The sequence below is a fragment of the Alteraurantiacibacter aquimixticola genome (assembly GCF_004965515.1).
GTDB lineage: Bacteria > Pseudomonadota > Alphaproteobacteria > Sphingomonadales > Sphingomonadaceae > Alteraurantiacibacter > Alteraurantiacibacter aquimixticola.
The window spans coordinates 1,112,584-1,125,059 of the sequence record NZ_SSHH01000001.1 but is presented as its reverse complement, the minus strand read 5'-3'; the positions used below and the strand labels follow the sequence as shown (position 1 = coordinate 1,125,059).

Annotated in this window: 13 protein-coding genes; 2 read left to right on the top strand and 11 right to left on the bottom strand. The window is 63.0% G+C overall.

Going from position 1 to position 12,476, the window contains the following annotated elements:
• Positions 1-8: 8 nt before the first annotated feature.
• From E5222_RS05120 to E5222_RS05095, 6 genes are all read right to left on the bottom strand, one after another.
• The gene (locus tag E5222_RS05120) at positions 9-704 is read right to left on the bottom strand and encodes an aspartate/glutamate racemase family protein (protein WP_136692615.1); all 696 of its coding nucleotides are present in this window, start codon (positions 702-704) and stop codon (positions 9-11) included.
• 193 nt (positions 705-897) lie between these two features.
• Entirely contained in the window at positions 898-2,346 is a 1,449-nt protein-coding gene (locus E5222_RS05115) for an NAD(P)(+) transhydrogenase (Re/Si-specific) subunit beta (protein WP_136692938.1), read from the bottom strand.
• A gap of 113 nt (positions 2,347-2,459) precedes the next feature.
• The gene (locus tag E5222_RS05110; protein WP_136692614.1) at positions 2,460-2,741 is read right to left on the bottom strand and encodes an NAD(P) transhydrogenase subunit alpha part 2; all 282 of its coding nucleotides are present in this window, start codon (positions 2,739-2,741) and stop codon (positions 2,460-2,462) included.
• 47 nt (positions 2,742-2,788) lie between these two features.
• Positions 2,789-3,580, bottom strand: a complete 792-nt coding sequence (locus E5222_RS05105; RefSeq protein WP_136692613.1) for a lipocalin family protein — start codon at positions 3,578-3,580, stop codon at positions 2,789-2,791.
• Entirely contained in the window at positions 3,577-4,698 is a 1,122-nt protein-coding gene (locus E5222_RS05100; RefSeq protein ID WP_136692937.1) for an NAD(P) transhydrogenase subunit alpha, read from the bottom strand. The genes E5222_RS05105 and E5222_RS05100 overlap by 4 nt, the downstream gene beginning before the upstream one ends.
• A 19-nt stretch (positions 4,699-4,717) precedes the next feature.
• Positions 4,718-4,840 (bottom strand): aa3-type cytochrome c oxidase subunit IV, encoded by a 123-nt coding sequence (locus E5222_RS05095; protein WP_136692612.1) that lies wholly within the window; start codon positions 4,838-4,840, stop codon positions 4,718-4,720.
• A gap of 169 nt (positions 4,841-5,009) precedes the next feature.
• On the opposite strand from E5222_RS05095, the gene E5222_RS05090 reads away from it, so the two are divergent.
• Both E5222_RS05090 and E5222_RS05085 read left to right on the top strand, forming a co-directional pair.
• On the top strand, positions 5,010-6,434 hold the full coding sequence (locus tag E5222_RS05090; RefSeq protein WP_136692611.1) for a sigma-54-dependent transcriptional regulator: 1,425 nt from the start codon (positions 5,010-5,012) through the stop codon (positions 6,432-6,434).
• Between the two features lie 39 nt (positions 6,435-6,473).
• Complete coding sequence (locus tag E5222_RS05085; protein ID WP_136692610.1) at positions 6,474-7,229, top strand: SDR family NAD(P)-dependent oxidoreductase; 756 nt, start codon at positions 6,474-6,476, stop codon at positions 7,227-7,229.
• A 20-nt stretch (positions 7,230-7,249) separates the two neighbouring features.
• On the opposite strand, the gene E5222_RS05080 is transcribed toward E5222_RS05085, so the two are convergent.
• The 5 genes from E5222_RS05080 to E5222_RS05060 form a co-directional block, all read right to left on the bottom strand.
• Complete coding sequence (locus E5222_RS05080) at positions 7,250-7,777, bottom strand: hypothetical protein (RefSeq protein WP_211196090.1); 528 nt, start codon at positions 7,775-7,777, stop codon at positions 7,250-7,252.
• A gap of 572 nt (positions 7,778-8,349) precedes the next feature.
• On the bottom strand, positions 8,350-9,183 hold the full coding sequence (locus E5222_RS05075; RefSeq protein ID WP_136692608.1) for an intracellular growth attenuator family protein: 834 nt from the start codon (positions 9,181-9,183) through the stop codon (positions 8,350-8,352).
• Positions 9,180-10,304 carry a dihydropteroate synthase gene (folP, locus tag E5222_RS05070; protein WP_136692607.1) on the bottom strand — a complete coding sequence of 375 codons (1,125 nt, stop codon included), beginning with the start codon at positions 10,302-10,304 and terminating at the stop codon, positions 9,180-9,182. The genes E5222_RS05075 and folP overlap by 4 nt, the downstream gene beginning before the upstream one ends.
• A gap of 101 nt (positions 10,305-10,405) precedes the next feature.
• A complete protein-coding gene (locus tag E5222_RS05065) occupies positions 10,406-11,551 on the bottom strand; it encodes a site-specific DNA-methyltransferase (protein ID WP_136692606.1) in 1,146 nt (381 codons plus the stop codon).
• A 214-nt stretch (positions 11,552-11,765) separates the two neighbouring features.
• The gene (locus E5222_RS05060) at positions 11,766-12,404 is read right to left on the bottom strand and encodes a ribonuclease HII (protein ID WP_136692605.1); all 639 of its coding nucleotides are present in this window, start codon (positions 12,402-12,404) and stop codon (positions 11,766-11,768) included.
• Positions 12,405-12,476: the final 72 nt, after the last annotated feature.

The following is a 12,476-nucleotide window of genomic DNA, read 5'->3' as shown; positions in this document are numbered from 1 at the left end:
CGACGGCTTTATTTGCCGTGCAATATCCATTCCGCCGCGCGGCGTGCGTGGATGCGCGTGCTGTCATAGATCGGCAGCACATTGGCATCGACATCGACGACCATCTCCAGCTCGGTCGAGGCAAGCACGATGGCCTGCGCGCCTTCCTGCCCCTTCTCGGTAATCATCGTCTTCAGCACGCGTTCGGCGTTGCGGGTGGCACGGCCCATCACCAGCTCGTCATAGATGATGCGGTCCACCGCCTCGACATTGACCATTTCGGGCGGCAACAGGTCGATCCCGTGGGAGACCAGGCGGCGGCGATAGAAGCCGCCGGTCATCACATTCTTGGGCCCGATGATCGCAGCCTTGGTCACGCCATCGGCAGCCATCGCCTCGCCCACGCATTCGGCGACATGCAGCATGGGAATGCCGACTTCCGCCTCGATCTCGCGATAGACGCGGTGCATGGAATTGGCGGCGATCACCAGCACCTCGGCCCCCGCCTGCTCCAGCCGCTTGGCAGAAGCGATCAGGATGGCCGCGGCGCCTTCCCAGTCCTTGTCGGTTTCCAGGCGGGAGAGTGCCGTGAAGTCGAGGTTCTCGATGATCATGGGCGCGCTGGCATGGCCGCCCTTGGTCTTTTGAACGATGCGGTTGATCTGCTCGTAATAGCTGCGCGTCGAAACCCAGCTCATACCGCCGATCAGCCCCAGTTTGTGCAATGTCGTGACCCCTTGAACGCTACATAGTTGACGGGGCTCGCGCCCTGCCGCCTTGTTTCGCTGAACGAATTACGGTGGCAAGCGTTTCCCCCATATTAACCATATGGAGCGAGTACTTTGTGCGACAGGATGAGGGCGAGCGGGTGCAAAACCGCCGCAATTGCGGCGCTGCACCGCCCTCCTGTGACCGAAATCAGTCGCCGAGAGCCTTGTTGATTTCCTCGACCATCTTCTTCGCATCGGACAGCAGCATCATGGTCTGGTCCATGTAGAAGACATCGTTATCGACGCCTGCATAGCCCACGCCGCCCATGCTGCGCTTGATGAAGAAGACCTGCTTGGCCTTGTCCACGTCGAACACGGGCATGCCGTAGATGGGGCTGGACTTGTCGGTCTTCGCCGCCGGGTTCACCACGTCATTCGCGCCGATGATGAAGGCGACGTCGCATTGCGCGAATTCGCTGTTGATGTCCTCCAGCTCGAACACCTTGTCATAGGAGACATTGGCCTCGGCCAGCAGCACGTTCATATGCCCCGGCATACGTCCGGCAACGGGATGGATGGCATATTTCACCTCGACGCCCTGCTCTTCCAGCAAGTCGCCCATTTCACGCAAGGCATGCTGCGCCTGCGCCACCGCCATGCCGTAGCCGGGAATGACGATGACCTTTTCGGCCTGCTTGAGCATGAAAGCGGCATCTTCCGCGCTGCCCTGTTTGTAGGGGCGCTGCTCGCGCGCCTCGCCGCCCCCACCCGCGCTGTCATCCGCGCCGAAGCCGCCCGCGATCACGCTAAGGAAGCTGCGGTTCATCGCCCGGCACATGATGTAGCTGAGGATCGCGCCGGAAGAGCCGACCAGCGCGCCGGTGATGATCATCGCCGTATTGCCCAGCGTGAAGCCCATCGCGGCGGCTGCCCAGCCCGAGTATGAGTTGAGCATGGACACCACCACCGGCATGTCCGCCCCGCCGATCGGAATGATCAGCAGGAAGCCGATGATGAAGGCGGCAATGGTCAGCGCCACGATCAGCGGCATGGTGCCCGATGCAGCGGCCGTGGCGAACAGGCCGGTCAGCACGATGATGGCGGCGAGCGTGCCGAGATTGATCACATGCCGGCCGGGCAGCAGGATGGGCGAACCGCTCATCTTGCCCGACAGCTTGGCAAAGGCGATCACCGATCCGGAGAAGGTGATCGCACCGATGGCGATGCCGAGGCCCATCTCGATCCGCGACACGGCGGAGATATCGCCGCTCGCCTCGAGAATGCCGAAAGCGCCCGGATTGAGATAGGCCGCCCAGCCCACCAGCACGGCGGCGAGGCCCACTAGCGAATGAAAGGCCGCCACCAGCTCGGGCATGGCGGTCATCGCGATGCGGCGGGCAATGGTGAAACCGATGATCCCGCCGAGCAGGATGGCGATCCCGATCTCGACGATATTGGCGACGTCATGCGTCACCAGCGTCGTCACCACGGCGATCAGCATGCCGACCATGCCATAGCGGTTGCCCGCGCGACTGGTGGTCGGATGCGACAATCCGCGCAAAGCGAGGATGAAGCACACGCCCGCGATCAAATAGGCAAGCGCCACCCAGGGGTTTACCGCGCCGTGTGCCGGATCAGCTGCTTCCAATGCCCGCATACCGAGCGCGAAGTGGGAATTGGGATTGCCGGGATCACAAGCTCCGCCGTCATTGGTAATATCAGCACAAGCCTGCAAGGCCATGAAAATGCCAGAGAAGTTGGACAGCATGCTCACTTCTCCTTCTTCTTGTACATGGCGAGCATGCGCTCGGTGACGGCAAAGCCGCCGAATATATTGACAGAAGCGAGCACCACGCCCGCAAGCCCCAGCCACTTGGCCGTCGCACTCCCCGCCTCAGCCGAGGCGACCAGCGCGCCGACAATGATCACCGAGGAAATCGCATTGGTCACCGCCATCAGCGGCGTGTGCAGTGCGGGCGTAACCGACCAAACGACGTAGTAGCCCACGAAACAGGCCAGCACGAAGATCGAGAGGATTGAAATGAAGTCCAAGGGTTCTACTCGCTTCTATTATGCCCGCTAGCAACGCAAAGTCGGCATTAGTTCATCAAGTCCTGCAATTCTTCACCTCTGAAATTGCTAAGAATTTCGAGACGGATCATCTCGTCCTGAACGTCAATGACGCGCATCACCATGTTGCCAAGCCCGAGCAACGTATTGGTGCGATAACCGACACAATAACCTTGCTGCGTAAGGCAAAAAAACGATCGACCTCCATCGGGGCCAGTGATCCTTACTCGCACAAAGGCTTCCCAATAAGGCGGAGAACCATCGCGCGGTCGACGGCGCAAAGCCATATGATCTGAATAGATTTCCAACCGCGGAAGGTTCGCAAGATCATCCGGACTGATCGGAACAAGCGACGGGCTGGAAATGCTGAGGGGAGCCACCGGAACGCGGGCACTGAATTCCCAGACAGGTTGTCCCGATGAGAACTGCCACGCCCTTTCATAGCTGCCATCACGGTCAAAATCGCCGACACAGACCCGCCTCAGAGGGTTCAGGAAACCCGCTTCCGTTTCAACGTGGCTGCAAAGAATCGAATATCTTGATCGCATGCTGACCATCTGCGTACCGCTTGGCAGAAAGACGTTTTCGTCAGAAGTCTTCAGCTCTTCATCAAGGACGTAGGCCTTTTTCGGCTGGAGTGGCACGTCGACGAACCGTTCGCGTTCGTCATACCAACCATCAGGCTCGGTCAGCGTAACACTGGCGGGCACCAATTGCGCCCGGAACTCGATGTCCCGTGCAGGCAGTGCCTGCGCGAATGATGGTGCCGCGCAGAACATGGAGGTTGCGGCAGCAACAACTAAGAAAAAGAAACGCCTCACCCCTTCAGCCTCTCATTCACCACGGCCCCACCCTTGGTCAGCCGCACCGCATCGCCGATTTCCTCGTCCAGCGTCACCGTGCCCGTCTCCTTGTCCCAGAAGGCGGAGAGGAAGTTGAAGAGGTTGCGGGAGAACAGCGCGCTCGCATCGGGTGCGAGGTGTGCGGGGGTGTTGGAATAGCCCATGATGAAGACGCCGTGGCGCTCCACCACTTCGTCAGCCACGCTGCCTTCGACATTGCCGCCTTGCGCCACGGCGAGGTCGAAGATGACGCTGCCCTTGCGCATGGTGGCGATCTGCGCGTCGCTGATCAGGCGCGGCGCGGCGCGGCCGGGGATCAGCGCGGTGGTGATGACGATGTCCTGCTTGGCGATGTGGCTAGACACCAGCTCGGCCTGCGCCTTCTGGTATTCCTCCGACATTTCCGTGGCATAGCCGCCGCTGCCCTCGCCCTCGATCCCCTCGACGCTTTCGACGAAGACGGGCTTGGCGCCCAGCGACATGATCTGTTCCCTGGTGGCGGAGCGCACATCGGTTGCCGAAACCTGCGCGCCCAGGCGCTTGGCGGTGGCGATCGCCTGCAGGCCCGCCACGCCCACGCCCATGACGAAACACTTGGCGGCAGACACGGTGCCCGCCGCAGTCATCATCATCGGGAAGGCACGGCCATACTGGTTGGCGGCGGCCAGCACCGCCTTGTAGCCGGAGAGGTTGGACTGGCTGGAGAGCACGTCCATGCTTTGCGCGCGGGTAATGCGCGGCATGAATTCCATCGCCAGCGCCTCGAACCCGGCCTTGGCGTAGAGGTCCACGCGGTCCTTGTCGCGGAAGGGATCGAAAGTCGCGGCCACCATCGCACCGGGCTTTGCACCCGTCAGCGTCATGACGTCGGGCGCCTGCACGCCCAGCACGATATCGGCGCCCGCCACGGCCTGCGCCATGGGCAGCACATCCGCACCGGCGGCGCGGTAATCCTCGTCTGTAATGGCGGAGGTCTCGCCCGCGCCTTCCTCGACCGCGAAGCTGGCGCCCAAGCCGATGAATTTCTTCACCGTTTCGGGCGTTGCAGCCACGCGCGTCTCCCCCGCGGCCCGTTCCTTCAGAACGGCAATGCGCAGATCCCCCATACCGCGCGGCTCAGGAAATGAGCACGAGAACGATCAGAACCAGCACCGCGATCAGCGGAATCGCCCATTTCAGCATGGAAATGAACCCGCCATAGGTCTTCTCGTTCGACTTAATATCTTGGGAATTGGCCATTTTCGCCTAAGGTCCTTTGCCTGAAACCATTGAGTGTTTCGCATGCTCTATCGGCAGTGGGCAAACCACTCAAGTGTTCGCTTAACAGCCTCTTTACCCACGCTTGATATGCCGTCCGTTCACACCGGAAAACCGGATCTTACAGCACCCTTGGGTCGGAAGGGAACGAATGGCCGAAGCCGAACAGCGCCTGTTGATGCTGATCGACGACGAGCCGGCGCAAAGCCGGCTGATCAGCGCACTCGCAGCACGCGAGGGCTGGCGCACGCTCGTGATCGACGAGGCAGAGAAGGCCATCGCCACGCTTGGCACGCGGCAGGGCATGCAATTGTCCGCGATCATCCTCGACCAATGGGTACCGGGTGACCAGGCCTGCGAACTGATCGCGGAGCTGAAGGAACGCCGCCCCGCCCTGCCTATCCTGATGCTGACCGCGAGCACCTCGCCGCTCTTGGCGGTGGAGGCAATGCGCGCGGGCGCGACCGACTACCTCGTGAAACCCGTCGCTCCCGAACGGCTGATGCAGGCGCTGCGCAATGCGACCACCCGCGAAGCGCCGACCGACGAGCTGATGCCGCTGACCGAGAAGATGCATGCGAAGCTGGACTTCGATGCGATGGTCGGCACCGCCCCACCCTTCCGCGATGCGCTGGCCAAGGCGGCCAAGGCCGCGCGCGGTCATGGTAATGTGCTCATCGAGGGCGAGAGCGGCACGGGCAAGGAAATGCTGGTGCGCGCGATGCATGGCGCATCGCCGCGCGCCAAGGCGCCCTTCCGCATGATCCATATCGGCGGCGTCCCCACCTCCAGCCTCGAATCGGTGCTGTTCGGGCATGAGAAGGGCGCTTTTGCCGGCGCGTTCGACCGGCAGGTGGGCGCACTGCAGAATTGCGACGGCGGCACGCTGGTGCTGGACGAGATCGACCGGCTTTCAACCGACCTGCAGGACCGCCTGGCCGAAGCGCTGAAGAATGGCTCGGTCCGCCCGATCGGCGCCAAGCACAGCTTCAAGGTGGACGTGCGGATAATCTCCGCCAGCAACCTTCCGCTGGCCGATCTCGTCGCCACCGGCCACTTCAACGGGGAACTGCTGGAGCTGCTTTCGCGCACCAGCATCACCCTGCCCCCCTTGCGTGAGCGCAACCGCGATGTCGGCGCGCTGACCCGCTATTTCCTCCACCAGATCGGCCAGCAGCCGGGCCTGCGCCCGCTGGGAATCACTTCCGATGCGCTGAAACTGCTGGGTGCTTTCGATTGGCCCGGCAATGTCCGCCAGCTGCAGGCAGTGCTGTTCCGTGCCGCCGTGTTCTGCGAAGGCGACGCGCTGACAGCCGAGGACTTCCCGCAGCTGCGCGAAATCGTGGGCGAGAGCGAGCCGACGACCACCAACGGCCCGATCCGCGAAAGCGCAGGCGTGATGCTCTACACGCCCGATGGCAATCTGCGCCCGCTGGAAGAGATCGAGGCCGACGTGATCCGCCTCGCCATCGGCCATTATCGTGGCCGCATGACCGAAGTCGCCCGCCGCCTCGGCATTGGCCGCTCGACGCTGTATCGCAAGCTGTCGGACCTCGGGATCGACAACGCGGCGTAAGGCTCGACAGCGCTGGCCGCAGCTTATAGCGACCGCGGCATGGCTATCGAGACTTCCTTCACGGGCAAGACCGCCCTCGTCACTGGCGCTGCCTCGGGCATTGGCGCCGCCTGCGCGCGCTGGCTTGACAAGCAAGGTATCGGCAGGCTCGTGCTGGTCGATCGCGACGCGGAAGGCCTTTCCGCACTCCCCCTGTCCTGCGAAATCGAACGCCATGCCGGCGATGTGTCGGACCCCGCCTTCTGGCAAAAGCTGGAGGGCGATCTGGGCAAGATCGACCATGCGGTGATCAACGCCGGTATCGCCGATGGCGCGACGATCCGCGATGCGAGCTTCGATCACTGGCGCCGGATCATGGCGGTCAATCTCGACGGCGCCTTCCTCTCGCTGCAAGTGGCCATGCGAACGATGGGATCGGGTGGCAGCGTGGTAATGCTCGGCTCGGTCTCCGGGGTGAAGCCGATGGCGGGCGCATCGGCCTATTCCGCTTCGAAAGCGGGGCTGATCCACCTTGCCAAGATCGCGGCGCTGGAAGGTGCTCCTGACGGCATCCGCGTCAACGTCATCGCGCCGGGCGGCGTCGATACGGCGATCTGGGACGACAATCCCGACTTCACGAAGATGGTGGAGGATATGGGGCGCGAACAGGCCCTTGCCGCCATGGCCAGCGCCACACCCAGTGGCCGCTTCGCCAGCGCGGAGGAAATCGCGCAGTCCATCGGCTTCCTGCTGTCCGATGCGGCAGGCAATATCACCGGCGCCGTGCTCGCCAGCGACGGCGGCTTCTCGCTCTAGGCAGGAATTGCCGGGAGTTATCAGACCCTGGCTGACAGGCGTCCGTCGAAATTGTCGCGGACGAAGGAAGCGAGGAAGAGCCTGTATGCCTCTTCGGTGACGGTATAGGTGGTCGCGGGAATTCCGCGCGAGTGATGTATCTCCCTGGCCAGCCCGCGAAGCTTCAGAGTCTTGAGCCAGAAGTGGCCATCGTCGGCGCTCATCGGCAAGTCTCTCAGGGTCAATGGCTCTCCCTTGAGATAGGCCTGGATCAACACCAGCAGGACGCTCCATGATGGATCGGTGGAGCGGCCGACACCGTCCATCAACGAGCGCCGGACCAATTCCGCCCGCAGCGCGACATCCAGGAACTCGGCCACGTCATTGGAGACGGTCGGTTCGATCCTGTTTTCCTCCGCTTTCTCGAGAACCTGGTCGACCTTGTCCGCCATGGCGGCAAGCTGGCGTTTGATGCTGTTGAGCTCGCCCGAGAGGTTTTGCGATCCGAGGGCGCCGAAGGCTTTTGCCTGGATGTTTGGAGTACCGGCAAACTTGTCGTTCATTTTCATTCCCGCTCCTTGGTCCCCATGCCCCAAACAATGGCTTCCAATGACATTCGAATTGGCACGCGGCGCGCGGTCCCAGCGATCAGGCCGGGACTTTGCTGGCAGACCTGCAACCCTTGCGGCGATCCGCTCGCACCTTGCCGCATGCCGACGGCCTGGCGCGGTCGGCAAACGAAGCGGCAGCTGCGCGGTCGCCGGCTTTTGGGATGAGGTCGATGAAACGCATGGCAGTCCTCCAACAGGGTCTGCCACAAGCAATTCAAGGATCGTGCCGTTTTCCGGCAACCGCAGAATTCCGTTGAAGCCGACCATCACCGGAGCCAGAACATGCAAAATGCAAAGCGATTTGTTGCGATTTGCAACGCGTGATTTGCAGAGTGCGATTTTATCGCACTCCGCCGGATCGGACCGCTACAGCGCAAGAAGCCCGTTAAAGTCCGTCACCCCAGCATCGCGCAGGCCGCGCCAGACATTGCGCGCCGGTATTCTGTGCCGCCTCATAGGTGTCGTGTAGGCACAACAACAGGCGCTCGACGCTCTACCGAAAGCAGAGCGCTCGGGATCGACCACGCCGCCTAGCCTTGGTCGCGGCCGAACCAGCCAAGGCGCGAGGCCCATTCGCGCTGCCGCTCGCAATCCACACCGCGATAGAGATCCGCTCCATTCACGAAGCCCCTCCCGAAATAGGACCAATGCATGGCCGGTGCCTCGTCCACCCGGATCTGCGCGTGATTGGAAAGGGCGATCTGTCCCCTCGCTGGTGCCCTCATGATGACAGGCGTCAGGTCGGCCAGCGAGCGCGCCGGCCGATGTCCGCGGTCACCATCTGCAACCAGCAGGCAATATGGCTGCCCCTGAGCGGCGCGGTTGGCCTCGCGGACAACAATGCCAGGCTGGGTCAGGCTGAAGAGCAGCAATCCAGAAACGATCGCGCTGGCTGAAAATGCGGCAATGCGGTGGTGGACAGCCGCCATGCGCCGCGCGAGAACGACGAGCGCGATGGCGACGATTGCCCCGGCAAGGAGGACCACATGGGGTCCGACAACTCCTGCAACCAGCGGCATACACCACCACAGAAAGGCCAACCCCAGCGTGAGCAACAGACTAACCTTGAATGGACGCCAGTCGATTGGCGAAGGGGCCGCCTTGATGAGGAACTTCGCGGCAAGTGCAGAAGCAATATAGCGAAACAGGAAGGCCAGCAGGCAGGCGATGACCCCGGCAAAGAGTATCATGTTACCGAAAGCCGCCCAATCCTGCTGGAAGGAAACGGGCCGGTTCGAAAGCCAGAGGAGTCCGGCAAGCAGTGGCGCAAAACTGGCGACCAGCCATGGATAGAGGATGCGCGGTGTTACAAGGGCCAGTATGGGGACGATCAAGAACGCTGAGATGACCAGCTTGGCGATCACCCGGGTAGCCCCGTGAAATCGGTCACCCCGGCATCGCGCAGGCCGCGCCAGACATTGCGCGCCTGCACCGTCTCGAAAACATCGTGCACGCGCAGCAGGTGATAGCCCGCATCCATGCCCAGCTGCGCCAGGACGATGGAGCCGCCGAGCCGCTTGTTCGATCCCGCCTCGTTCGAGAGCGCGCCGATCATGCGCTTGCGGCTTGCGCCCAGCAGCAGGGGCTGTCCGAGTGCGTGGAACAGCGGCAGCGCGTTCAAGAGGTTGAGATTGTCGGCCACCGACTTGCCGAAACCGACACCGGGATCGAGCACGATATTGTGCCGCGCGATCCCGGCCGCCAAGGCTGCATCGCGCCGCTCCTTCAGCCAGTCGAACACGTCGAAGGCCACGGCGGTATAGTCGGCGTTGGAATGGAGGTCCTCGGCCGCCTCATTGCTCGGCCCCGGCGCGTGCATCAGGATCACCGGCTTGCCGCTGGAGGCTGCGAATTCCAGGCTGCGCGGATCGTGGCGCAGGGCTGATACGTCATTGATGATCGCCGCGCCTGCATCGAGCGCCGCCTGCATCACCGCGGGCCTGCGCGTATCTACGCTGACCGCCGCGCCCATGCCCTTGCAATATTCGATCGCGGGGATGACGCGCTTGATCTCGTCGCCTTCCCACACCGCCGCAGCGCCGGGCCGCGTGCTTTCGCCGCCGATATCGATGATCGCCGCGCCCGCTTCGTGCATGTCGGCCGCCTGATCCTGCATGGCGAGCGGATCGTCCATGAACTTCCCGCCATCGGAGAAGCTGTCGGGCGTGACATTGAGGATGCCCATGATCTGCGGCGCGTCGAGGCGGATCACCCGCTCCCCGCATTGCAGCGGTTCGTGCACCGTGGAGAGGTTCGACCACTGCGCCTCGCCTTCCGCCGCGAGATCGTCAGGCAGGCCGCCCAGCAGATCGGCGATACTGCGCGAGGTGGCCAGCTGCCGGTCCACCACCTTGCCGCCCTCGCGCGTGATCACCGCGAATTCGCGCGCATAGGCCATGGAGCCGCCGAGGCGCACCGCATCGCCCTCCACCGCCTGCGGTCCGGTGACGGTGGAGATGGGCTGGATATAGATCGATTGGGTCATGACCTGCCTTTAGCTTCCTTCGTCATTCCAGCGAAAGCTGGAATCTCCCACGTCACGCGACAGGATGGAGACCCCAGCTTTCGCTGGGGTGACGGATCGGATCAGTCTTCTACCGCCAGCAGGTACAACTGCCGCGCGGCATCCACAGGTTTGACGTCGCCGTCCACCTCGTAATGCCAGAAGGTCCAGCCATTGCAGCTGGGCGCGCCTTGCAGGTCCTTGCCCACGCCATGGATCGAGCCGGTGACCTTGCCGCATTCGATCGAGCCATCCGCGCGCACCTTGGCGATCCAGCGGCGCTTCTTGTCGAACACCTGCGTGCCCGGCTTGAGGAAGCCCGATTCCACCACCGCGCCGAAGGCGACGCGGGGCTGGTTCTTGCGGCTCTGCATCGTCTTGAGCGCACTTTCGTCGAGCGGCAGTTCCTTGGCGATGCGCTTGGTGGCGACTTCGCGATAGGCGCTCTCACGCTCGCAGCCGATCCAGTCGCGGCCCAGGCGCTTGGCGACAGCGCCGGTGGTGCCGGTGCCGAAGAAGGGATCGAGAACCACGTCGCCCGCCTCGGTCGTCGCCAGCAGCACACGGTAGAGCAGGCTTTCGGGCTTCTGCGTCGGATGTGCCTTGTGGCCTGTATCGTCCTTCAACCGCTCCCCGCCGGAGCAGATCGGCAGCACCCAGTCGCTGCGCATCTGCAGCTCGTCATTCAGCGTCTTCATCGCGCGGTAGTTGAAGTGATACTTCGCCTTCTCCCCCTGCGAGCACCACAGCAGCGTCTCATGCGCATTGGTGAAGCGGGTGCCGCGGAAGTTCGGCATGGGGTTGGTCTTGCGCCAGACGATGTCGTTGAGGATCCAGAAGCCGAGGTCCTGCAGGATCGCGCCGACGCGGTAGATATTGTGATAGCTGCCGATCACCCACAGCGCGCCATCGGGCTTCAGCACCCTGCGCGCTTCGATCAGCCAGTCGCGGGTGAACTTGTCATAGAGCGCGAAGCTGTCGAAGTGATCCCAGTCGTCGGTCACCGCATCGACATGGCTGCCATCGGGCCGGTTGAGATCGCCGCCAAGCTGCAGGTTGTAGGGCGGATCGGCGAAGACGAGGTCGACGCTGGCATCGGGCAGCTTGCGCATCGCGCTCACGCAGTCGCCCGCAAGGATCTTCCCCAGCGGAAGGTCCTCCTTGCGCACCGGCGCAGCGCGTTTCGCTTTTGCAGCAGGAGCCGCGCGTAGCTTCGTCAATTCACCCATGGATCGGATAGTCCCCTGTAGTTATCCACAGGGTGAATCCTTGGGAGTCCGAGGTCAACCCGCAAATGCCGGGCGGACTCCGACAAGCGGCGAAGCGTTTAAAGAGAACGAAAAGAGTCCCCTACAAGATGTTGAGTCTGATGGATTCCCCGGGACTCGACATGATGGGGTGTGGCCCGGAAGACTCGCCCGGAAAGAGACCGCAATTTTTTTTCTAAAGCTGCATTTCCAGCTGCGCAACCGGAGCGAAGCTGCGACGATGCAGCGGCGTGGGGCCGTGCACGCGCAAGGCCTCCATATGCTCCTTCGAGCCGTATCCCTTGTTCCGCTCCCAGCCGTAATGGGGGTAACGTTCCGCAGCCTCCACCATCAGCCGGTCGCGCCAGGTCTTGGCGAGGATGGAGGCGGCGCCGATCGCCTTCTCCTTGCCGTCCCCACCCACGATCGCGCGGGCGGGCCAGCGCCATTCGGGCAGGCGTCCCTCGGGCGTCAGATTGCCGTCGATCAGCGCCTCGCCCACTTGCGCGCCCGCAGCCTCGCACAGCCGCTCCACCGCGCGGGTCATCGCCAACATGGTGGCGGCGAAGATATTGATGCGGTCGATCTCCTCCACCTCGACCACGCCGATGCCGAAAGCGCAGCGGGCGCGGATCGTTTCCTCCAGCCTCTCGCGCGTCTTGGCGGTGAGCGTCTTGGAATCGCCCACACCCCTTGGTCCCGGCTTGCATAGAATGACGGCAGCGGCCACAACCGGCCCCGCCAAAGGGCCGCGTCCAGCCTCGTCCACCCCGGCAACAAGGGGAGCGGGGCCAAGGCGGTCGCAAAAATCGCGAGAGGGAGTACCCGAAAGCATGCGTAATCGTTTCCTGACCACCGCTTTATTCCCTGCCACTCTTGCGCTCGCAAGCTGCGGGACGTCCGCAAA